The sequence below is a fragment of the Planococcus plakortidis genome (genome assembly GCF_001687605.2).
Lineage (GTDB): Bacteria > Bacillota > Bacilli > Bacillales_A > Planococcaceae > Planococcus > Planococcus plakortidis.
Genome location: NZ_CP016539.2, coordinates 176,310 through 198,085, shown reverse-complemented (window position 1 = coordinate 198,085; position 21,776 = coordinate 176,310). Strand labels below are relative to the sequence as shown.

The window sequence follows — 21,776 nt, the reverse complement described above, 5'->3', positions numbered from 1 at the left end:
ATCCGATATACTTTAATTACCACAAATTAAGGAGGGGCATGTTTGAACTGCAATAATTGTTCTGTCCAGACATTGACATTCGATATCCGCCTCAGCGGTGAATTAAACCAATCCATCATCCCCATTGCCATAGATCATTTAGAGCGCCAAGGCCTGGAGGTTACGCTGAAAGACAGCCGCATCCGTATGTGCGAGTTCGGCGCACGTGAATTCCTGAGTTTTTGCGAAGACTTGCTTGAAATGGAGGCGGCGGAATTCCGCATCAACCAGGAGCGCTACCAGCCGATTGCCGGCATGCGCCATGTATTCGATATGGAATGGATCGACGAAGTCATCCAAAACGAGCGCATCGTGTCCCATTTCCAGCCGATCGTCGATCAAGATCGGAACATCTTTGCCTATGAGATGCTGGCGCGTTTCCATGACGCGGATGGGCAAGTCATCTACCCGAATGCGATTTTCCCCGCCGCGAAAAGCCGCGGGCGCTTGTATGCGCTTGACCGTGTCTGCCGGATGACCGCAGTGCGTGCGGCCAGCCGATTATCCGGTGAGAAAGCGTTCATCAATTTCATCCCGACTTCCATCTACTCGCCTGAATTTTGCCTGCGCTCGACAATCGACCTCGCCCATCAAACCGGCGTCGACCCGAACCAATTGGTGTTCGAAGTTGTTGAATCCGAAAAAGTTGATGACCTCGAGCATTTGAAACATATTCTCGGCTATTACAAATCGAGAGGCTTCCAGTACGCACTCGATGATGTCGGTGAAGGCTATAGCACTGCCGAAGTGCTCGGCGAACTAAAGCCGCATTTCATGAAACTCGATATGAAATACGTCGACGGCGTGGCGGGCGACACTGCGAAACAGGCAGTGGCAACAAGCTTTCTTGAAAAAGCCCAAGCAGTCGGCTCGACACCGCTCGCAGAAGGCATCGAAAGCGAGGAGGATTTCCTTTGGCTGAAAGCACAAGGCTATGAACTATTCCAAGGCTATTATTTCGGCAAGCCCGCAGCGGCACCGCTTGCGACCAAGACAGCTTCATAATAAAAAGGAAGAGGCCCCGGCCTCTTCTTTTTTACAGAGTGTTGAAGAAGTCTATTGATCCATTACCAATGAGAATGGGATCGTTTTTTTTACATTCAAAATTACAATGATATTTCTAAGTATTTGGAGAAGCGTTCGCTCGACTCCTGTGGATCAGCGAGACGACCGAGACCCCGCAAGGAATGAATGAGCGAAGCTGTGCTGAGCGCATTCATTTGCGACGCATCTGCCACGCAGATGTGGGAGCAAGCGGTTTTTCTGCGATGCTCGAACGCAGTGAGAGTTGATCACAAGGGTTTTAAAGCGACTGAGGAGGCTTGGGCGCGAGCCCACGGAAAGCGAGCGATAAGCTTCGGAAAATACAATTTCTCACCTTTCTCGACAGCCTGAAAAAGGAAGAGGCAACGGCCTCTTCCTTTTTACATTGCCTGCACTATGACAGGAAACCAAACTACCTCGTTACGTAATAGTTGATTAGCGCCAAAACTTATCATAACCCGCTTTGTCTTCGATATTGAATTCGATCAGCTTGCCAAGCAGCGCGTAATCGACGGGGCGGTCCCAGCTCATGCGGATCAACTGCTTCGTGCTCGAGTGGCCGGCTGCGTCAATCTCCTCCTGGAAACGGTCAATCGCCGCTTTTTCAGGTGCCACTGCCATATGCTTTTTCGCGGTGCTGAACGCGATGATAAACGTCCCGTGGTCGGTGAACATCGGTTGGTTCCACGCGACTCGCGGGGAGAGCTCCGGGTAGGTGTCCAGCACCCATCTCAATACGTCTTCCACCCGCTCGCGGTGGTCTGGGTCATCGATGGTTGCCAAGTACTCTAGAAATTCGTTCATGTTCCCTGCCTCCTTTGGAATAAAACTTTTTGTTACTCCGTTTCCACGAAATATTGATCTTTCCTGTACGCGACGCCGTCCACCGTCGCGATGATCTCGTCTCCCCGCAACACATCGACGCGGTAGAAGCCGACGCGGAAATTGCGTTTCGTCTCGACAGCGCGCGCCGTCAACAGGTCTCCAACTTGTGCGGCCTGGATAAACTGGTTATTGGTCGACAAGCCGACCGATGCTTTTCCGTGTGCATTGCTTGCGACGGACATGACGTGGTCGGCAAGTGCATAAATGACCGCACCGTGCGCCGTTCCGTAAGCATTGACCATGTGATCTTGCACGACCAGCTCCGCTTCGGCCATCGTTTCCTCGAATTTCGTCAAACGGATGCCGAGCGAACGGGCATACGGGTCGTTTGCCACTTTATCGCGGATTTCCGTGTAATGTCGTTGATGGAGCGCTTGTTCATCGATTCGCTTTGGCATAGAAACCTCCTTCATCCTCGCTGCGTTTTAGTTTCCCCGTAAAGCGGACAGCTGCTTTTCGATAGCCTCTGCCAATCGAATGCGCGTGTCGGCCAGCCGGCTTTTCAAGGCTTCATTGTCCCACTCGTCCCCTGTATAAAAACTCAAGAACGGCTGGCCTTTCTCTCTTGGCACGATATGCAAATGAAAATGCGTCAATTCATCGGGCCCCCCGCCATTTTGCGTCTGCGTAATGCCGAACGGTGCGTAAAGTTCCCGGATGGTCCGGCTCATTACTTGTGATGCATTTAACATGGCGAGTGCCGTCTCGCTGTCCATATCGTCGATAAACCGGTAATGGGCTTTCGGCAAGATGAGCACATGCCCTTCATTAAACGGATCGTGGTCCAAAAAACACGCAATCCATTCGTTTTCGTATACCATGTGCACCGGGAGCTCGCCGTTTGCCAGCCTGCAGCCTAAGCAATTTTGTTCTGTATGACGTGAAATTCCGCTCATCCCTGCACCCCTTATTCCCACGCAGCACAATTGGTGATGCTGCAGTTGTTTTCTTTCCATTATACATCCACAAAAGGAAAATCTAACGCCTTTTCGCACAGTGCCCTATAATGTTAGGCAAGGAGGCGATTACATGATCCGCATACTCGCAGTGGATGACGATTTACATATGCTCCGCTTTGTCGCCGGGGAGCTCCGCCAAAATGGCTACGAAGTGCTATCTGCCGAAACCGGTGAACAGGCACTCGCGCTTCTCGGGCAGCAGGCGGTGGACCTCGCGATTGTCGATGTCATGATGCCCGGTATCGACGGGTTCGAATTGACCGAGCGCCTGCGCGCAGACTACGATCTCCCGGTCATCCTCTTAACGGCGCGCCACCACATCGAAGACAAGGAACGCGGCTTTCTCGCCGGATCCGATGATTATTTGGTCAAACCGTTCGAGTCCAGGGAATTGCTGTTTCGCGTCAAAGCGATTTTGCGCCGCTACGATCATCCCGAAAACAATACCCTTACGACAGGGTCGTTGACGATTGACTTGAAAAGCTACGAACTGCGCTCGCCGAACGGCTTGTCGTTCATCCCGTTGAAGGAATTCGAACTGCTCGCCTTGCTCGCTTCCAAGCCGCGCCACGTATTTACGCGAGACGCCATCATCGAAAGCGTTTGGGGAATCGATTTCCAAGGCGACGAACAGACCATCAATGTCCACATCAAACGGCTGCGCACGCGTCTGGAGGATTTTGCGCCGGACGTCAAAATCGTCACGGTGCGCGGCGTCGGCTATAAACTCGAGGCCGATTCATGAGCTTGTACGTCAAATTCATCTGGTTCACGTTCCTGACGATGCTCATCAGCAGCGCCATCTCGTTTTTCGCGATGAACACGCTGTATCACCAATTCCTGAAAGAAGACAATAACGACAAAAACTTGGCGATTGCCGAATCGTTTGCCGAGCATTTGAGTAGCCTGCCCCCTGGACAAGTGGAAGATACGCTCAATGTGCTCGGGGACGCCGGCTATCAATTGTATTTAACGGACGGCCGCGACGTCTCGCGCTTCGGCGGCGAGTTCCGCGATGAAACGATCGCTGAAGAAGACGTTCAGCGCGTACTGGGCGGAGAGCTGTTTAACGGCATCCGCGATTTCCCGCGCCAGACGTTCGTCACCGGCTTTTTCGCCAATGAACTGCAAAATTCCATCGGCGTCCCGGTGACGCTCGGCGGCGAATCCTTTGCCTTGTTCCTGCGTCCCGACATCGAATTATTGTTCCAGGAACTGCATCTTCTATTCGGCGGTTTGGCTGTCGGGATTGTGTTGTTGAGCTTTCTCGGCATGCTGCTCGTTGCACGCTTATTGATCCAGCCGATCACGAAATTGACCGAAGCGACCGAGAAGATGGCGACGGAAACGTTCGACGTGCCGCTCGCGATCGACCGGAAAGACGAAATCGGACGCCTTGCCGACCAGTTCCGCTTGATGCGTTCGCGCATTGAACAATCGACCGTCAAGCGCAAGGAATTTGTCCATAACGTCTCCCACGACATCCAATCGCCGCTCCATACGATCCAAAGCTATCTCGGCTTACTCGAAAAGCCGGGAAATTCCGATTCCGACAAGCAGCGCTACGCCGGGATCATCCGCGAAGAGACGGCCCGGCTGTCGCTGTTGACGACGCAGCTGTTGACCTTGGCATCGGTCGACAAGGAAACGCTGGAAGCGCTCGGGACCGTCGCGCTCCATGAACAATGGCGCACGACGCTCAGCCATTTGCGCTATGCCTTTGACGAGAAGGACTTGGCGCTTTCTGCACAGCTCGCCCCGGCCTATACGCTCGGCAACGCGGCGCTTTTGCAAACGGTCTGGGAAAACCTGTTGACCAATGCGGTGAAATACAGCGAACAGGGCGGCTCGGTCGACGTCTCCCTTGCGCAAAGCGAAAGTACCGTCCGTGTCACGGTGCGCGATTACGGCATCGGCATGACAGAGGACGAAATGATGCAGGCTTTCGAGCGCTTCTACCGCGCTGACCAGGCCCGCACCCGCGGCCAAAAAGGCTCCGGGCTTGGCCTATCGATCGCCAAGGAAATCATCGAGCTCCACGGCGGCCGGATCGAACTGGACAGCGCGCCGGGCGCCGGCACCACCGTAACGGTCACCTTGCTGGCTGCACAGAACGATCCAGTTATTGTCGAAAAATCAAATTAACTGTCTCAGTGTTTGGAGAAGTGTTCGCTCGACTCCTACGGGATCAGCGGGTTTGAGAGACCCCGCAGGAACGAAGTGACGAGGAGGCTCGATTCCCGCCCAGAGGAAAGCGAGCGGTAAGCTTCGGAAAACACGTTCCTCAATATTTCTTGCAAAGCCCTCCATAACCGGAGGGCTTTTTTTATTCCAAACTGTCAACGCCCGTTCACCTTCCATTCATCTTGCCTCTATAGACTGAAAGTACACCACAACGGAGGCGAACAACGTGAACTTAGCATGGAAAGAAATGAAGAAAAGCAAAACGAAGTTTGTGATTCTCGGATCGATCGTCTTTTTGATCAGCTTATTGACCTTCATCATCTCAGGGCTTGCGAACGGTTTGTCACAAGACAACGCCGCCTTGATCAAGAACTTGCCGGACGGCGAGATCTATATGGAAACGGCCGCGGAAGAAACCCACGCCTTGTCCGCAATCGACATAGCAACCCAGCAATCTGCCTTGTCGGAAAACGACGGCGCGTTTGCCTTCTCCATCCAGATGGGCTTTTTATTGAATGAACAAGACGAACAGCAAAGCGTCGCCTTTGCTACGTCGACCGGTTCCGCCCCTTTCCCGGATGTTTCAAAAGGCGAGATCGTCCTCGATCGCTCGCTTGAAGAAGACGGCATCCAGCAAGGCGAGCGCTTCACCAACAGCCAGTCGAATGGCGAATTTACCGTCGCGGGCTTTACCGACGGCGCGAAATACAGCCACGCCGCTGTCGCTTTTGTCCATCCGGACGACTTTGCGGACATGTACCGCACGGAAGAGCAGCAAATGCTGTTCGCCCCGGATCTGGCAGAGCCCGGAGCAATCCCCGGCCTGCAAAGCTTCTCCATTGAAGAATTCCTGGACACTTTGCCGAGCTATAGCGCCGAGCAATTATCGCTGTCGATGATCGTCTGGTTTTTGGTGGTCATCAGCGGCATGCTGTTTGCGATTTTCTTCTACATGATGAACATCCAGAAGCTCGGGCTTTACGGCATCCTAAAAGCAATTGGCGTGAAGACCGGCACCTTGTTCCGCATGATCTGGGCGCAAATGCTCGCCATTACCGCAGTCGCGCTCTTCTTATCGATCGCCTTCAGCCAATTATTCGCGACACTGGCACCCGGCGACATGCCGTTCTACTTGCCGATCGGCATCACACTTCAATTATCAGCGGTGTTCTTTGCCATCGGGTTTGCGGGAGCGACACTTTCAGGCTTTCAAATCCGCAAGGCCCAGCCGCTTCAAGCCATTCAACAAGGAGAAGGATAAGCATGATTTTTTCAACGAGCAATATCAAAAAGAGCTTCACGACCGGTGAAGTCTCGGAGGAGATTTTAAAAGGCGTCGATTTGTCGCTTGCCGAAGGTGAAATCACGGCCCTTGTCGGGTCATCTGGCTCAGGTAAAAGCACGCTGCTGACGATCGCGGCGGGGCTTCAACCGGCTTCCGGCGGAGAGATCCAGTTTGACGGCGAGGAAATGTCCGCCATGAACCAGGAACAGATCCGCAAAATCCGCGCGCAATCGTTCGGCTTCGTCTTTCAATCGGCTCACCTCGTTCCGTTTCTCACCGCCGAAGAGCAATTGCTGCTCATGCTCGAGACAGCCGGCTCCCCGCTTACGAAAAAACAACGCCGCGAAGAAGCCGAAAACATCCTCGGCTGGGTCGGCATGGGCCACCGGAAAACCGCCTATCCCGCCTCGATGTCCGGCGGCGAAAAACAGCGCATCGCCATCGCACGCGCCATCGTCCATCAGCCGAAGCTGTTGTTCGCGGATGAGCCGACCGCCAGTTTGGACTCCACCAAATCGCACGAAGTGATGGAATTGCTGCAAAAACTGACGAAAACATTGAACATCGCCACTTTGATGGTCACCCACGAAGAAGACATGCTCGCCTACGCGGACCGTGTCATCACCATGAAAGACGGTCGTTTGGCATAAAAAAAGAGACGGCCTGAGCCGTCTCTTTTTCCAGAGCGTTGAAGAAATCTATGAACAGCTATAAATTAGAGCGAAGATTGCTTTTCTACATTTTATAAATCAACGGTCTATCTAAGTATTTGGAGAAGCGTTTGATCGGAAAACATTCTGCTCAATAATGCTACGCAGTACTTCGCAAAGATAAGGTCTCCCGTAGGTCGATCTTATCTTTCCTGCGGGAATAGCGGGTTTGAGAGACCCCGCAGGCAATGAATGAGCGAAGCTATGCTGAGCCTATTCATTTGCGACGCATCTGCTGGCAGATGTGGGAGCAAGCGGGTTTTCTGCGATGCTCGAACGTAGTGAGAGTTGAGCACAAGGGTTTTCGGTAGCGGCCGAGGAGGCTCGATTCCCGCCCGCGGAAAGCGATCAATAAGCTTTGGAAAATACGATTTCATAACTTTCTTGACAAACTGAGAAAAGAGACGGCCGCGGCCGTCTCTTTTTCGTTATCGCGCTCTACTCCAGTTCTTTCAATTGCTTCGTCAATTCCACGAAACGCCGGTCGAGTTCTGCATAGCCCTTGTCTTTCGGCTGCAGAAAGCTCAGTTTGCCAAGTACGGCTTGGCGCTCCGTCTCGAGTTTCAGCCGAAGTTCACCGGTACTGCCAAGCATTTCTTTTTGAGGCGTCTCCCCGAGCTGTTTGCGGATCGTCCCGCCTTCAAACACCAGTTTGGAAGACGTCGCCTTGTCGAGCAAATAGCGGTCATGCGACACGACGAGAAGCGTGCCGCGGTAATCCGCCAAGGTCGCTTCCAATTGTTCGCGCGACGGCAAATCCAGATGATTGGTCGGTTCATCGAGCAATAAAGCATCTTTATCCTCCAAAATGAATTTCATCAATTTGCATTTGACCCGCTCGCCCATGCTCATCTCCCGGATCGGCTCCAGCCACTGCTCTTTTTGGAAGCCCAAGTGCTTCAATAAGTTTTGCACACGCCCCCGCTCTTTGAACGTGAACTGCTCGAATAATTCCGCAGGCGTCCGGTCAAGCGGCAAATCAAAGACGTCTTGCGTCAAATAGCCGATGGACGCGGAAGGCGATAACCACAACTCCCCCTCGCTTATCGCCTCTTCGCCTGCAAGGACCTTCAAAAACGTCGTCTTGCCGCTGCCGTTTGCGCCGACGACCGCGATTTTCTCGCCGTGCTGAACCGTGAACGAAGCGTTTTTGAATAACTGTGTGTCGCCAAACGATTTCCCCAGCTGCTTCACTTCCAAAAAGCGCTTGCCCGCTTTCGGGTTGGCACGGAAAGCGAAGTCCACTTCGTATTCCGGCTCGACCGCATCGACCGCGGCATTCGCCAATTCCTTCTCCAGCCGCTTTTGCTTCGATTTCACCTGGGCGTCCATACGTTTCGCTTTGACGCGGTAGTATTCCTTAAAGCCGTCCTGCTTGGTGGATTGGGCATGCGCCGATTCGGACCACGAGGAAAGCTGCTTCATCTGGTCCTCGATTCGCCCGATACGTTTTTGCTGCGTGTCATAGGCATGTTGTTGGCTTTTGCGCTTGCGTTCGCGAAACTCCATATAGTCGCTGTAATTGCCGTTATGGCTGTGGACCTTGCCGTTTTCGATCGACCAGATCTTTGTCGCGATGTGGTCGAGGAAGTAACGGTCGTGCGAGACGATCGCGATGGCCCCGGGATAAGCGTTCAATTCATTCAGCAGATGCGCTGTGCCTTGTGCGTCCAGGTGATTGGTCGGCTCATCCAATAATAAGAGATCCGCTGGTTGTGCCAAGCCTTTCGCGAGCCGCGCTTTCAATTTTTCACCCCCGCTCAAGTGGGCGAAGTCACGATGCGGCACTTTCCATCTATTCAATAGCGCTTGTTCCGCTTTCGTTACGTCTTCAAAAACGTATTCCGGCAGTTCCTGTTCGACTGCCCGTACGCTCACGCCCGGTGCGCCTTGAATGAGCTGTCCACCGGCCGGTTCGATGTCCCCGGCGAGCAGCCGCAACAGCGTCGTCTTGCCGGCGCCGTTTTTCCCGATGATGCCGACGCGGTCGCCGCTTATGATGTTCGCCGTTACGTTCTCAAATAATGGTTGTTGCTCGATTTCCACCGATACATCCAGTAATTTCATAAGTTCTGTCATGCAGAACCACCCCTTCTTTTTGGACAGGGAGAATTAAAAAAATCCTCCCAAATCTACATTTGGAAGGATTAGCCCGTACATTTTGGGTGCGCCGAAAAACAGCCACGCCTGTTGGATGAAATGGGCAGACTAATCCTATGTTTTCGCCTTCGAAAAATGACTATTTCAAATGACTGAAAATATAGGTTAGTTATCCATCGTCCACCCATCAACTCGTTTCATTTCAGAATTGAGTTGATTTTATCACGCAGCAAGCCCGCTGGCAAATGAGCCCATTACGCAGCGCTTTGTTCGCGGTTTTTCTTGACGCTGATCAGTGCGCCGACTGCCACGATCGCAAGCAAGACGCCCCAGAAGATCAATTTCCATTCTGTCGAGTGGGCGAAATCGTACGGCAAGATGCCGACGCCTTCGTGACCGAGCGTCAAAACGGTCAATTTCACGCCGACCCAGCCGACGATGACGAACGCAGTCGTTTCAAGCTGCGGGTAATTCGACAGCAATTTAACGAATTTATGTGCCGCAAAACGCATGATGACAAGCCCGATCAAGCCACCCGCAAGCATGACGGCGAACTGGCCGCCGTTGATTCCGCCGATTTCCATTGAGCCGAGATGCGGCAAGGTGATCGCGAGCGCTACCGCTGCGAGCATCGAGTCGACCGCAAACGCGATGTCCGCCAGTTCCACTTTCAATACCGTCATCCAGAAGCCGGAACCTTTCGTTTTTTCCGGCTCGATGGTGTGTTCCTTGCCTTTTCGTTGATCGTAAATATGCTTGAACGCGATGAACAAGAGATACGCTGCCCCGAGTGCCTGGATCTGCCACACATCGACGAGCAAGGTGATCATGAACAATGCCGCGAAACGGAACACGAATGCCCCGAGTAAGCCGTAGAACAATGCTTTCTTCTGTTGTGCTTTCGGCAAGTGCTTGACCATGACCGCCATGACGACGGCATTGTCCGCAGCAAGCAAACCTTCAAGTGCCACTAACACGAGCAGCACCCATGCATACTCCAATAAAATTGCTTCCAACTGAAAAACCTCCTTGATTTTGACAACAAAAAAGACCCCTGCCTATAGAAGGCAAAGGTCTTGCTAAGCAAAATGATTTTGCTATCACAACCGATGGAACGGGTCCATGTAATGACGACTGTGAAATAGGTTTCCCCATAGCTACTCCCCTTTGACGTGATGTCAAGGTCTATTGAGTTGTTAAAAAAAGTATAACACAGAAAACGAAAAAAGCTACATAAGTTAAACTAATAAATTTTACCTTTTGATATTCCGCAAAACCCCTGCGCTTTCCTGCGGGCGAGCGCCAAGCCTCCTCGGAAGCTACGCTTCCTGCGGGGTCTCGACTGTCTCGCTTTCCCGCGGGAGTCTCCGTGGTTTTGCTCCATATCTTATAATTAGAGAAAAATTAACAGTTCGCTGATAATTCTTTTGTTCAACTTAGCTACTACATAATCTCGCCAAATTCACTGCTGAATTTTCGAATAATTGCGCATGGAATTTCTACTATCTACCAGTATATATGGTATTATACTTCTTAATCATAAAAGGAGGGGAACCCATTGGGAAGGGATTAGCGCATTTTGATCTTGAAGTAGAGTCTTACATTTGTTTAGCCAGCTGCGTGGCAGGCTGCCGCAAGTGCCAAGAGATCAAGGTTCACAAACTCATCGCCTGATTGGTTCCTCTCTTCGGCAAACGGCAGATTTCTGCTCTCGACTGGCAGAGTTCGAAACACTCAGCAGGCTACCGGGATTTTGTTACGTCCCCGCCTGGCTGAATTACTTATGGAGGTGAATCCCTTTTTAGGGAATCTTACGTGGACATAATTACATTATTGAATCTAGCTTTGCTTGTACTGTTGCTCGTTTTGACCGCCTTTTTCGTCGGCTCCGAATTTGCCGTCGTCAAAATCCGTATGTCGCGCCTGGACCAGCTCATTGCAGAAGGCAATAAAAAAGCCGTGCGCGCCAAAGAAGTCGCGAGCAATTTGGATTATTACCTATCTGCCTGCCAGCTCGGCATCACTGTGACAGCACTTGGACTCGGGGCGCTCGGGAAGCCGACCGTCGAACGGCTCATGTATCCGATCTTCGACTTTTTCCAAGTGTCGGATTCGGTCGCATCCGCCGCTTCCTATGCTATCGCTTTCCTATTGGTGACGTATCTGCACGTCGTCCTCGGGGAAATGGCACCGAAAACGCTTGCGATCGAGTACGCAGAAAAAATGTCGCTGCTATTGGCCCCTCCGCTGTATTGGTTCGGCCAAATCATGAAACCTTTCATTTGGGCGCTGAACGGAGCTGCCCGCCTATTGCTCAGAATTTTCGGAGTCCAGCCAGGCCATGAGCAAGCGTATTCGGAAGATGAGCTGAGAATCGTCATGGCGCAAAGCTATGAAGGCGGCGCCATCAATAAATACGAATTGTCTTATATGGAAAATGTCTTCACATTCGATGAGCGATCGGCAAAAGACATCATGGTGCCGCGGACTGAGCTCGTGACGCTCGACCTCGACATGCCGTCTCAAAAAATCATCGATGTGCTGGATGAACATAATTACACGCGCTACCCGGTAACGGAAGACGGCGACAAGGACCGGATCATCGGTTTTGTCAGCGCTAAGAAAATGCTGCCGCAGATCGTTGCGGGACGTGATTGGAAGCTCCACGATTTCGTCCGTGAAGTGCCGACTGTGTTCGAGATGACGGATTTGCAAGGCGCTTTGCTGCGCATGCAGAATGCCCGCGTCCATCTAGCGATTGTCGCGGATGAATACGGCGGGACCGCCGGCATGCTGACGTTGGAAGACATCCTCGAAGAGATCGTCGGCGAAATCCGCGACGAATTCGATGAAGACGAAGAGCCGGAAATCAAGAAGATCGCAGACCATCAGTACGTATTGAATGGCCGCGTGCTCCTGAAAGAACTCGAAGAGCGTTTCGGTGTAGACTTCGACAACAGCCAGGACATCGACACGATCGGCGGCTGGATCCATTACCGCACGACCGGAGAAATCGAAATCGGCGAGCCATTGACGTATAAAAATACGGAATGGACCGTCACCGATATGGACCACCAGCAGATCAAGCAAGTTCTGTTTACGCAAAAACCGAAAAAATCACAAGACCAAATCGACTAACTGGAGGTGAGCCCCCGATTCAGGGGGATCCAACTTGGATGGACAAATAATAATTAACTTATTGCTCGTAGCTTTAATGATTTTGGCAACTGCCTTTTTTGTCGGCGCCGAATTCGCCATTTTGAAAGTGCGGATGTCGCGGATCGACCAATTGATTTCGGAAGGCAATAAAAAAGCCGTGCGCGCCAAAGAAGTGGCAGACAAACTCGATTATTACCTGTCTGCCTGCCAGCTGGGCATCACGATTACGGCATTGATTCTCGGGGCGCTCGGGGAACCGACCGTTGAACGCTTATTGCATCCGCTATTTGAGGAATTCAATTTGTCCCCTGCCATCGCGACCATTTTATCCTATGTCATCGCCCTCAGCATCGTGACCTTTTTGCACGTCGTCATCGGCGAACTGGCCCCGAAAACTTTGGCAATCCAATACGCAGAGCGCATGACTTTATTGCTTGCCCCGCCCCTGTACTGGTTCGGTAAGTTGATGAGCCCTTTCATCTGGCTATTGAACGGCTCTGCTCGCTTGTTTTTGCGCTTGTTCAAAGTCGAACCGAGCGGCCATACGGAAGCCCATTCCGAAGAGGAATTAAAATTGATCATGGCTGAAAGTTACCAAAGCGGTGAGATCAACCAGACTGAGCTGACGTATTTGAAAAATATTTTCGATTTCGATGAGCGCATCGTCAAGCACATCATGATCCCGAAAGAGAAAATCGTCTCGGTCGAAAGTTCTTTGACACATGAACAACTTTTCAAAGTGCTCGATGGCCATGAATATACACGCTACCCCGTGGCAGAAGGTGGAGATCCCGACCGCCTGCTCGGCTTCATCAACACGAAAGAATTGTTGACGAGCATGGCGGCCGGCAGAACTCAAGCGCCGGAATCGTTCCTGCATCCGATGCCGAGCTTCCCGGAAAACACGCCGATCCAAAAAGTGCTCTCGAGCATGCAGCAAAGCCGGACACATATGGCCGTCATTACCGGAAAAGACGGACGCATCGCAGGCCTTGTGACAATGGAAGACATTCTCGAAGAAATCGTCGGCGAAATCAGCGACGAATCCTTCGAAGCCGGCACGGTTTAATTGATTCATAAGAAAGAAGAGCTGCCGCGGCGGCTCTTCTTTTCAGCTTGTCGAGAAAGTTATGAAATCGTATTTTCCGAAGCTTATTGATCGCTTTCCGCGGGCGGGAATCGAGCCTCCTCGGCTGCTACAGCGGCCTGTGGGGTCTCTCAAACCCGTTATTCCCGCAGGAGTCGATCAAACGCTTCTCCAAATACTTAGATAGACCTTTGATTGACAAAATGTAGAAAAACAATTTTCACTCCAATTTATAGCTGTTCATAGACTTATTCAACACTCTAGAAAGAAGAGCTGCACTGGCAGCTCTTCTTTTTTATTGCATATTGGTTTCCTGAAATTTTTCAGCTAAACTGGAGCTAATCAGCACCATCATAACTTTCCGCTTCGCCAGGCTGCTTCAGGTTCAGACGGCTCGACTACCGATTTCACAAGGGGGCTTCCATGATGGGATGGGCACTTGGGGTATTGATTGCGTTGATTTTTGCCAACGCCTTGTTTGCAGCGTCTGAAATCGCCTTGATTTCCTTGAACGACTATAAGATCAAGAAGATGGCCGAATCCGGCAATAAAAAAGCCCGGCTGATCGACAGCATGCTGTCGCAGCCGAGCCAGTTTCTCGCAACGATCCAGATCGGCATTACGCTCGCGGGCTTTTTGGCGAGCGCTTTCGCCGCGGACAGTTTTGCAGATGAGTTGTCACTCTATGTCCAAGGCACCAACCTTCCCCTCTCCCCCGGTGTCGTGCAAATCACGTCCCTGATCTTCATCACTTTGCTGCTGTCTTATTTCACGCTCGTCTTCGGCGAATTGGTGCCTAAACGCCTCGCCCTGCAAAAACCAGAGCCCATTGCGATGGCACTGATCTATCCGCTCCGTGTGCTCGCCGTGCTCACCAGCCCGTTCGTCACCATTCTCTCCTGGTCGACCAATGCGGTGATTCGTTTGTTTGGCATCGACCCCCATCAACCTGTGGCAGAAGAAACAGAAGAAGAAATCCGCCTGATGCTCGAAGCCGGCAAGGAAAAAGGCACCATCGAAGACATGGAGCAATTCATCATCACGCGCGCATTTGAATTTAACGATAAAGCTGTGGAAGACATCATGGTTCACCGGACAGATATCATCGCCATCTCTGCCGACGATTCGCTCGAAGACATCGTGCGCCTCGTCACGCTCCATCCTTACACCAAGTTCCCGGTCTACCAAGGAGACGCCGACCGGATGATCGGAACCGTTTACCTCAAGGATCTATTCCGCTATCGGGAAAATCCGCCCCAGCCACCCTTTGATGTCCGACAACTTATGCGTGCCCCCCACTTTGTATTTGAAAAGCGTGAAATTGATGAAGTGTTCCTGGAAATGCAGAAAAGCCATAACCATTTAGCCATCGTGCTCGATGAATACGGCGGCACCGCTGGCCTGATCACCTTGGAAGATTTGCTCGAAGAATTGGTCGGCGACATCCAGAGTGAAGACAAGCCTTCTGTTTAACCGATGACTCAAGCCGTCTTTTGCCGTTTTCGCATCAACAACCAAATGAAGGCAATGCCGATCAAGGCGAAAATCCCAATAGTCATGGCGATGTATACCGGATCTTCATTTACGTCCTGAGGGATCCATTTTTCCGCAAGCGGCCCCGCACTCATCAACGCCGCCACGATAATCGTAATCCAGGATTTTGTATACAGCGCATAGGCGATAAACGCGACAAGGCAGACGGCGAGGATCACGTAATTCTGTTCAGCCGTTGCCGTGAAATAAGCTGATGGAGCCTCGGGAACCATCCACAGATAAAATGCCACCCAAAAGCCGATGACCAAAGTGGAAACTGCCACTGCGATCACGCCGAGCTTCACCGGCTGATCGTGGAACTTCGGAAACACCTTGAAAATCAAGGAACTGTAGATCGCAAGGCTCAAGACGACCGGAATGATGCCCCAAAGCACCGTTTGCGATAATTTAAAATCTCCCGACAAGGCGGGCACATACGCCAAATACGCGAGAATCACCAGCACTGTCGCCGGAATGAGGACCATCAATTCTTTCGCCGCAACCGGCAACGGCTCCCCGATGCTCTTCATATACTGTTTCGGATTTTTTCCGACGATGCTTTCGACGCTTTTTCCGTGTTTCTCCGATTCGATTAAATGGCTTTCCAGCTCCTCGACGACTTCATTGATGTCTTCATCGCTTTTTCCCCGCTGCATCAAATACATGCGCAGTTCGATCAAAAATTGTTCGGATTTTGCAGATAACATCTCATTGCCCCCCTTTAGTGATGACCGCATCAACCGATTGCTTCAACTCGGCCCAGCGCCCGATGAATTGTTCCAGTTCCGTTTGTCCCGCTTCCGTCAATGAATAATATTTCCGCTTCGGCCCCGCTGTCGATTTGCGCTGCACGCTCGACACGAGCCCTTCTTTTTGCATCCGCAATAATAGCGGATAGATGCTGCCTTCACTGAATGATTGAAATCCGTAGCTCTGCAGCTTTTCAGCCAGTTCGTAACCGTAGATCTCGCCTTCTTCGATAATCGACAAGATGCAGCCATCCAATATTCCTTTGAGCATTTGTGTAGAATCCGCCACTTTGCGCATCAGCCCTTCCCTTGACCTATCATTACCTTGCAATGCAAGTGTTATAAATTCATCATAAACGATAAACCCTTGCATTACAAGTTAGTGAATGGATTTTTTTCCACAAAAAAACCAGCCTGCATTCAGGCCGGCCCTGTTCTTTAATTCTCTAGTCGTTTTTGCAGAAAATACTGGCTGAAGCCTTTCGGGTGATCCTCTAGTTTGCCAAATACTTCGTAGCCGTTTCGTTTGTAAAAGTCAGGCGCCTGGAAGCTGAAGGTATCGAGCGTAATCAGGCGGCAGCCTTTTTCCTTCGCTGCCTGCTCCATGTTCTCAAGCAATGCGCTTCCTTGGCCTTGCCCTCTCAGGCTGTCATCCACTCACAGGAAATCGACATGCAAATGATGCCAGAACATGATTGCAGTGAGCCCAGCCACAATGGTCCCGTCATTGTCTTTCAATAAAAAGTTCAAATGCTCGACCGGCGTCTTCACTTCGTCAGGCAAGTTTTTCATATTGTGTTCGATCACTTTCTTTCTGATGAATTCGCTGTCTTGTTGATCCGATCCAATTATCACTTTCATCGGCTTCCTCACGCCCCTTCAGGTTGAAATCATTTCCACACGGTTGCCGAACGGGTCACGAAATTCGAAACGGTCATATCCCGGAATGGGCACCGCTTCCAGAATCTCCACACCGCTCGCTTCCAGCCGCTCGCGCCAATAGCGGATGTCTTCCACTTGATAGGCGAGATGCGCTTTTGTCGCCAAACGGTCAAAACCGTCTTCCGTCCCGACATGCACTTCCTGTCGGCCGACTGAAAGCCAAAAGCCGCCGCGCCCTTGCAAAGCTTCCGGCTTGTCGATTTCCGGCAAACCCAATAGCTCACAATAAAATGCTTTTCCTTCTGCTTCCGCCCCTTTTGGGATGGTGATTTGTGCATGATGCAATCCGATAATCATACGATTTCCCCCTCGTTTTCCATCAATGGATATCACGTTTCTTGAAATTGCCGCCTTTCACTTCAGCGACATCGTACACCGCCACAAAGGCCTGCGGGTCGATTTCGTAAATGATTTCCTTCATCTTGCTGTCTTCAAGGCGGTTGATGATGCACGTGATTTCCTTATAGTCTTCATTGGTATACGCCCCTTTCACCAAATTGTATGTCGCACTGCGCCCCAAGCGGTCGCGGATCGTCTCGACCATATTCTCGGGTTCGCTAGTGATGATCTTGTACGTCTTCGAACCGCTCAAGCCTTCCTCCACCATATGGATCACTTTGGAAGCGATGAAATAAGCGATGCCCGACAAGAACGCGCCCTGCAACCCGAAAACCGTCGACACGACGATAAAGACGAATAAGTTCAGGAATAAAATCAAATCACTCGTGCCAAACGGCAATTTCCGCGACAGCAATACCGCGAGCATATCGATGCCATCCAACGCGCCGCCGTTGCGCAAAGCAAGCCCCATGCCGAAACCGATGATGATGCCCCCGACTACAGTGACGAGCAGCGAATCGCCTTCAACAATCTGCGGGACATGGTGCATAATGGTCGTCCCATATGCCAATGCGGCAATGCCGATGACCGAATAGATCGCAAAACTTTTGCCGATCTGCTTGTACCCGAGATAGACGAACGGAATGTTCAGCAAGGCAATCAAGATCCCGAGCTGCACGCCCGTCAATTGCGAGCCGACGATGCTGAGCCCTGTCACGCCCCCATCGGATACATTATTCGGGATCAACACCGCTTCCAGCCCATACGCGGTGATGAATCCGCCGATGATGACGGCAAGTGCCCGCATTATTTTCTTCACACGCTTGCTTGCTTTATTGTCTGTTATTTTTCCCACTCAAATTCCTCTTTTCCTGCAAACTCTTTGTTGTCTCTTTTCATAATACACTTTCTTCCATACCGGTTAAAATGATATCGCAGCTTTCATTCTTAACAAAAATAAAACCCTGGATGAAAGACGCCATTATTCGCGTCTCTCATCCAGGATAGAATGTAAATTGTTATTCACTTGATCCTTTGCGCAAAGGCTCCAGCGCGTTTGTCCAAGCGTTCACTTGGTCAAGCATGGCATTGACCGATTTTTCGTGGACTGCTGCCGGCTTAAATTCGCTCATTTTCACGAAATCTGTAAACAAGGACATGGCAGGATGGGCCCTCACCGTGGCCACTTGCAGTTCCGCCATGATGATGCGCAAGGATTCCGCTGCCCGGACGCCGCCTGCTGATCCGTAGCTGACAATGCCTGCCGCCTTATTATTCCATTCGATGTACAAATAATCGATGGCATTCTTTAACGCTGACGTAACGCCATGGTTGTACTCCGGGCAAATGAATACATAACCGTCCAACTCTGCAATCTTTTTCGCCCAAGGAATGGCTTCAGGCGTCTGATAGTCCTGGCTATACGCCGCAGAAACCGGCTCTGCATACATCGGCAGATTGTATTCAGCCAAATCCACGAGTTCATAATCAGCATCGCCGCGCTGATCCGCGATGCCTTTCACCCATTCTGCCACTTGCAGGCTATTGCGCCCTGGACGTGTGCTTCCAGTAATGATGCCTATTTTCGTCATAACTCCGCCTCCTTTATGATGAACCTCTCGTGCCGCATGTATGCAGATCTCGATGCCCTTTCATCATAGGAGAAAAAACAACTTTTTTCAATTAAAAGAGTGAATATTCTTTCTTCTATTCATATCAATTTAATGCCATCATTTTGTCAGAGTCGTTTTACGAACTGCCATCCAAATCTCACTTTTTACATGGGCGGGATCCGACAAATCACCCGTAAATGAAATTTCCGGTGCTTCGGCCAGTTCATAACCGGACGATGGCAGCCATTCGGAGACGATTTTTCCCCAAGACTCTTGCATCACACGTGGAAATTCCCCTTCTGCTGTAAACACCGCCCACGTAAGTGCAGGCACTTCGACTCGATCAAGTCCGTTACCAGGCTCGATATTTTTCGCCGTCAAAAAGCCGATCATGTGATCCAAACTGCCTTGTTCATCCATGCGCCCTTCGTCAAAATTGAATGATGCATTGATCACTTGATGCGGTTCCATATCTGCACAACTGCGCATTTCCTCACGTTGTTCCGCTGAGATGCTTTTGGCAAGCGTCATAATTTCTTCATTTTCCCCTTCGAATTGGATCGCTACTCGTTTCTTCACGCCAATAATAGTGAACGCCTGTTTTTCTTCGATGCGGTATTCCATTTCTACTCCTCCTTTTATAGTTAACTGGAAGGTCAGTTTTGGGAACGACTTCAACATGCCGCTCTTTTGGACCGTTGAAGGATTGATCCCTGCCCATTCCTTGAAAGCACGCGAGAATCCATCGGCTGAATCATAGCTATATTTGAACGCTGCTTCCGTCACACTCATGCCAGCGTGCAAGTCCGCTGCGGCGTTCGACAGCCGCCGCTTTCTCATATACTCGCCCAATGTGAAGCCTGACAAGAAAGAGAACATTCGCCGAAAATGGTAAATGGACGTGCCAGCTATGCGCTCCAGCTCACGTTCGTCGATTTCCTCTTCCAAATGCGCTTCAATATAGGCAAGCGCTTCGTTCATTTGTTTCAGCATATCCCCTGCCCCCTTCCTGCTTTCATTATAGATGTCCGATGTTTCCCACACCCGACAAAAACGGTGCGGCTTTTGGCGGATTCTGCGATATTCCCCAGGAAATAAAAAACCCCCGCACGGATGCGGGAGTTCACTCATTGCTTATTCAACTGTTACGGATTTTGCCAAGTTGCGCGGCTTATCGACGTCACAATCGCGGTGAAGCGCAGCATAATAGCTGATCAACTGAAGCGGGATGACCGATACGAGCGGCGTCAACAATTCATGGACTTTCGGCAAGACGTGGCTGTCGCCTTCTTCGTTCAAGCCTTCCATGGAGATGATGCACGTGTTTGCGCCGCGTGCCGCCACTTCCTTAACGTTACCGCGGATGTTCAAGTTCACGGACTCCTGCGTCGCAAGCGCGATGACCGGCGTGCCTTCTTCGATCAATGCGATCGTGCCGTGCTTGAGTTCCCCACCAGCAAAGCCTTCTGCTTGAATGTAAGAGATTTCTTTCAATTTCAATGCGCCTTCAAGGCCGACGAAATAATCCATCAAACGCCCGATGAAGAAGCAATTGCGTGTCGTCGAAAGGTAATCTGTCGCAATCTGTTCAAGCTCTTCTTTCATATCGACTTGTGCTTGCACAGCGTTTGCCACGATACCCATTTCCTGGACCAAATCGAAACCGATATCACGGCCGCGGCGCTCTGCCGTCACTGCTGCAAGGATTGAAAGTACAGCTAACTGCGCTGTATACGCTTTTGTCGACGCTACCGCAATTTCAGGGCCTGCATGCAACAATAAAGTATGGTCCGCTTCACGCGAAAGCGTAGAGCCTGCCACGTTTGTCACCGTCAGTGATGGATGGCCCAACTCCTTGATGCGCACCAATACTTGGCGGCTGTCCGCTGTTTCGCCGGACTGGGAAATGAAGATGAACAACGGGTTTTCAGAAAGAAGCGGCATGTTGTAACCGAATTCGCTCGCAACGTGCACTTCTACCGGAATGCCCGCCATTTTCTCCAAGTATTCCTTACCGATCAAACCTGCATGGTAGCTCGTGCCTGCAGCAATGATGTACAGGCGGTCTGCTGATTCCAAAGCATCCAAAATTCCGGAGTCGATCGTCAATTGATCGTTCTCATCTTGGTAAGCTTGGATGATTTTACGCATAACCGCAGGCTGCTCATCGATTTCTTTCAGCATGTAATGAGGGTATGTGCCTTTATCGATATCGCTCATGTCGATTTCTGCCGTGAACGGGTCACGCGCTACTTCTTCGCCGTCGAGCGTCAAGATTTGTACGCTTTCTTTTTTCACGATGACGACTTCTTTGTCCATCAATTCAACGAACTGGTCCGTCACTTGCAGCATCGCCATGGCATCAGATGCGATGACGTTGAAGTTTTCGCCAAGTCCAACAAGAAGCGGGCTCTTATTTTTCGCTACATAGATCGTCTGCTCTTCCTCTGCATCAAGCAAGGCAATTGCGTACGACCCTTTCATCAATTTCAAGGCTTTGCTGAACGCTTCTTTCGTCGTCATGCCTTCTTCGACGAATTTACCGATCAATTGCACGATGATTTCCGTATCCGTATCCGACTCCATTTCCACGCCGTCCAAATAATCGCGCTGGATATGGTGATAGTTCTCGATGACGCCGTTGTGAACAAGTGTAAAGCGGTCTGATGCGTTCTGGTGCGGGTGGGCGTTGACTTTGCTCGGCTTGCCGTGCGTTGCCCAGCGTGTGTGCCCGATGCCTGTGTTTCCAGTCACATCGTCTTCCACGACTCCGCGCAGATCCGCAATGCGGCCTTTTTCCTTGAATACTTTGATGCCTTCGCCGTTGCGCACTGCAATCCCCGCTGAATCATATCCACGGTACTCCAGGCGCTCCAATCCTTTCAGTAAAATCTCTTTTGAATCCTGTTCTCCAATATACCCGACAATTCCACACATAATTTATATTCCTCCAATTTTCTAAATGTCAAAATAAGCGTTCAGAAACGCTTCGTTGTGAGCCCGTGCAAGCTGGTTGTCCAATCGATCACTCGACTGTTTTAAGCATGCACATAACGACCGGGCTTCGCGGCCGGGAGGTATCCGCCGAAATCTCGATACTCCTCCTCCTCGTCTACTGAAGACTGACTGGTCCGTCCGAGTTCTTCAG

The 21,776-nt window shown here is 51.0% G+C and carries 20 protein-coding genes and 1 pseudogene; 8 read left to right on the top strand and 13 right to left on the bottom strand.

Going from position 1 to position 21,776, the window contains the following annotated elements; all coding sequences use genetic code 11:
* Window positions 1-42 precede the first annotated feature (42 nt).
* Window positions 43-1,044 (top strand): EAL domain-containing protein, encoded by a 1,002-nt coding sequence (locus tag BBI15_RS01040; protein ID WP_068871443.1) that lies wholly within the window; start codon window positions 43-45, stop codon window positions 1,042-1,044.
* A 474-nt stretch (window positions 1,045-1,518) separates the two neighbouring features.
* Here BBI15_RS01040 and BBI15_RS01035 read toward each other — a convergent pair whose 3' ends face one another.
* Genes BBI15_RS01035 through BBI15_RS01025 form a run of 3 tightly spaced genes read right to left on the bottom strand, consistent with a single transcriptional unit; the run spans window position 1,519 to window position 2,864 of the window.
* Window positions 1,519-1,887 (bottom strand): iron chaperone, encoded by a 369-nt coding sequence (locus tag BBI15_RS01035; RefSeq protein ID WP_068871441.1) that lies wholly within the window; start codon window positions 1,885-1,887, stop codon window positions 1,519-1,521.
* Window positions 1,888-1,919: 32 nt separating this feature from the next.
* A complete protein-coding gene (locus tag BBI15_RS01030) occupies window positions 1,920-2,366 on the bottom strand; it encodes a PaaI family thioesterase (protein ID WP_068871439.1) in 447 nt (148 codons plus the stop codon).
* A gap of 27 nt (window positions 2,367-2,393) precedes the next feature.
* Window positions 2,394-2,864 carry an HIT family protein gene (locus tag BBI15_RS01025; RefSeq protein WP_068871437.1) on the bottom strand — a complete coding sequence of 157 codons (471 nt, stop codon included), beginning with the start codon at window positions 2,862-2,864 and terminating at the stop codon, window positions 2,394-2,396.
* 133 nt (window positions 2,865-2,997) lie between these two features.
* On the opposite strand from BBI15_RS01025, the gene BBI15_RS01020 reads away from it, so the two are divergent.
* The 4 genes from BBI15_RS01020 to BBI15_RS01000 all read left to right on the top strand — a co-directional run bounded on the left by BBI15_RS01020 (window position 2,998) and on the right by BBI15_RS01000 (window position 7,046).
* On the top strand, window positions 2,998-3,672 hold the full coding sequence (locus tag BBI15_RS01020; protein WP_084632685.1) for a response regulator transcription factor: 675 nt from the start codon (window positions 2,998-3,000) through the stop codon (window positions 3,670-3,672).
* Window positions 3,669-5,072, top strand: a complete 1,404-nt coding sequence (locus BBI15_RS01015) for a sensor histidine kinase (protein WP_068871435.1) — start codon at window positions 3,669-3,671, stop codon at window positions 5,070-5,072. The genes BBI15_RS01020 and BBI15_RS01015 overlap by 4 nt, the downstream gene beginning before the upstream one ends.
* A gap of 265 nt (window positions 5,073-5,337) precedes the next feature.
* On the top strand, window positions 5,338-6,372 hold the full coding sequence (locus tag BBI15_RS01005) for an ABC transporter permease (protein ID WP_068871429.1): 1,035 nt from the start codon (window positions 5,338-5,340) through the stop codon (window positions 6,370-6,372).
* A gap of 2 nt (window positions 6,373-6,374) precedes the next feature.
* On the top strand, window positions 6,375-7,046 hold the full coding sequence (locus tag BBI15_RS01000) for an ABC transporter ATP-binding protein (protein WP_068871427.1): 672 nt from the start codon (window positions 6,375-6,377) through the stop codon (window positions 7,044-7,046).
* 498 nt (window positions 7,047-7,544) lie between these two features.
* Here the strand turns inward: BBI15_RS01000 and abc-f are convergent, their stop codons facing one another.
* Window positions 7,545-9,185, bottom strand: coding sequence for a ribosomal protection-like ABC-F family protein (gene abc-f / locus BBI15_RS00995; protein WP_068871425.1), 1,641 nt, complete (start codon window positions 9,183-9,185; stop codon window positions 7,545-7,547).
* A gap of 275 nt (window positions 9,186-9,460) precedes the next feature.
* Window positions 9,461-10,222, bottom strand: a complete 762-nt coding sequence (locus tag BBI15_RS00990; protein ID WP_068871423.1) for a TerC family protein — start codon at window positions 10,220-10,222, stop codon at window positions 9,461-9,463.
* Between the two features lie 799 nt (window positions 10,223-11,021).
* Between BBI15_RS00990 and BBI15_RS00985 the strand changes: the two genes are divergently transcribed.
* The 3 genes from BBI15_RS00985 (at window position 11,022) to BBI15_RS00975 (ending at window position 14,925) form a co-directional block, all read left to right on the top strand.
* Window positions 11,022-12,344, top strand: a complete 1,323-nt coding sequence (locus BBI15_RS00985; RefSeq protein ID WP_068871421.1) for a hemolysin family protein — start codon at window positions 11,022-11,024, stop codon at window positions 12,342-12,344.
* Between the two features lie 34 nt (window positions 12,345-12,378).
* Window positions 12,379-13,434, top strand: coding sequence for a hemolysin family protein (locus BBI15_RS00980; RefSeq protein ID WP_068871419.1), 1,056 nt, complete (start codon window positions 12,379-12,381; stop codon window positions 13,432-13,434).
* Window positions 13,435-13,875: 441 nt separating this feature from the next.
* Window positions 13,876-14,925 (top strand): hemolysin family protein, encoded by a 1,050-nt coding sequence (locus BBI15_RS00975; protein ID WP_068871418.1) that lies wholly within the window; start codon window positions 13,876-13,878, stop codon window positions 14,923-14,925.
* An 8-nt stretch (window positions 14,926-14,933) separates the two neighbouring features.
* On the opposite strand, the gene BBI15_RS00970 is transcribed toward BBI15_RS00975, so the two are convergent.
* From BBI15_RS00970 to glmS, 8 genes and pseudogenes are all read right to left on the bottom strand, one after another.
* Window positions 14,934-15,692 carry a DUF1129 family protein gene (locus tag BBI15_RS00970; protein ID WP_068871416.1) on the bottom strand — a complete coding sequence of 253 codons (759 nt, stop codon included), beginning with the start codon at window positions 15,690-15,692 and terminating at the stop codon, window positions 14,934-14,936.
* Between the two features lies 1 nt (window position 15,693).
* The gene (locus tag BBI15_RS00965) at window positions 15,694-16,023 is read right to left on the bottom strand and encodes a PadR family transcriptional regulator (RefSeq protein WP_068872652.1); all 330 of its coding nucleotides are present in this window, start codon (window positions 16,021-16,023) and stop codon (window positions 15,694-15,696) included.
* Window positions 16,024-16,172: 149 nt separating this feature from the next.
* Window positions 16,173-16,595: pseudogene (locus tag BBI15_RS00960) on the bottom strand (GNAT family N-acetyltransferase).
* 18 nt (window positions 16,596-16,613) lie between these two features.
* On the bottom strand, window positions 16,614-16,973 hold the full coding sequence (locus BBI15_RS00955; protein ID WP_068871414.1) for a VOC family protein: 360 nt from the start codon (window positions 16,971-16,973) through the stop codon (window positions 16,614-16,616).
* A gap of 22 nt (window positions 16,974-16,995) precedes the next feature.
* Complete coding sequence (locus BBI15_RS00950; RefSeq protein ID WP_068872651.1) at window positions 16,996-17,823, bottom strand: YitT family protein; 828 nt, start codon at window positions 17,821-17,823, stop codon at window positions 16,996-16,998.
* A 211-nt stretch (window positions 17,824-18,034) separates the two neighbouring features.
* A complete protein-coding gene (locus BBI15_RS00945) occupies window positions 18,035-18,607 on the bottom strand; it encodes an NADPH-dependent FMN reductase (RefSeq protein WP_068871412.1) in 573 nt (190 codons plus the stop codon).
* A 138-nt stretch (window positions 18,608-18,745) separates the two neighbouring features.
* On the bottom strand, window positions 18,746-19,621 hold the full coding sequence (locus BBI15_RS00940; protein ID WP_068871410.1) for an AraC family transcriptional regulator: 876 nt from the start codon (window positions 19,619-19,621) through the stop codon (window positions 18,746-18,748).
* A 141-nt stretch (window positions 19,622-19,762) separates the two neighbouring features.
* Window positions 19,763-21,565 (bottom strand): glutamine--fructose-6-phosphate transaminase (isomerizing), encoded by a 1,803-nt coding sequence (gene glmS, locus BBI15_RS00935; protein WP_068871409.1) that lies wholly within the window; start codon window positions 21,563-21,565, stop codon window positions 19,763-19,765.
* Window positions 21,566-21,776: the final 211 nt, after the last annotated feature.

Excerpts from the sequence above, each read along its gene's own strand:
- BBI15_RS01035 (WP_068871441.1), bottom strand. The coding sequence starts at position 1,887 with ATGAACGAATTTCTAGAGTACTTGGCAACCATCGATGACCCAGACCAC.
- BBI15_RS01030 (WP_068871439.1), bottom strand. The coding sequence starts at position 2,366 with ATGCCAAAGCGAATCGATGAACAAGCGCTCCATCAACGACATTACACG.
- BBI15_RS01025 (WP_068871437.1), bottom strand. The coding sequence starts at position 2,864 with ATGAGCGGAATTTCACGTCATACAGAACAAAATTGCTTAGGCTGCAGG.
- BBI15_RS01020 (WP_084632685.1), top strand. The coding sequence starts at position 2,998 with ATGATCCGCATACTCGCAGTGGATGACGATTTACATATGCTCCGCTTT.
- BBI15_RS01015 (WP_068871435.1), top strand. The coding sequence starts at position 3,669 with ATGAGCTTGTACGTCAAATTCATCTGGTTCACGTTCCTGACGATGCTC.
- BBI15_RS01000 (WP_068871427.1), top strand. The coding sequence starts at position 6,375 with ATGATTTTTTCAACGAGCAATATCAAAAAGAGCTTCACGACCGGTGAA.
- abc-f (WP_068871425.1), bottom strand. The coding sequence starts at position 9,185 with ATGACAGAACTTATGAAATTACTGGATGTATCGGTGGAAATCGAGCAA.
- BBI15_RS00975 (WP_068871418.1), top strand. The coding sequence starts at position 13,876 with ATGATGGGATGGGCACTTGGGGTATTGATTGCGTTGATTTTTGCCAAC.
- BBI15_RS00970 (WP_068871416.1), bottom strand. The coding sequence starts at position 15,692 with ATGTTATCTGCAAAATCCGAACAATTTTTGATCGAACTGCGCATGTAT.
- BBI15_RS00955 (WP_068871414.1), bottom strand. The coding sequence starts at position 16,973 with ATGATTATCGGATTGCATCATGCACAAATCACCATCCCAAAAGGGGCG.
- BBI15_RS00950 (WP_068872651.1), bottom strand. The coding sequence starts at position 17,823 with ATGCGGGCACTTGCCGTCATCATCGGCGGATTCATCACCGCGTATGGG.
- BBI15_RS00945 (WP_068871412.1), bottom strand. The coding sequence starts at position 18,607 with ATGACGAAAATAGGCATCATTACTGGAAGCACACGTCCAGGGCGCAAT.
- BBI15_RS00940 (WP_068871410.1), bottom strand. The coding sequence starts at position 19,621 with ATGCTGAAACAAATGAACGAAGCGCTTGCCTATATTGAAGCGCATTTG.
- glmS (WP_068871409.1), bottom strand. The coding sequence starts at position 21,565 with ATGTGTGGAATTGTCGGGTATATTGGAGAACAGGATTCAAAAGAGATT.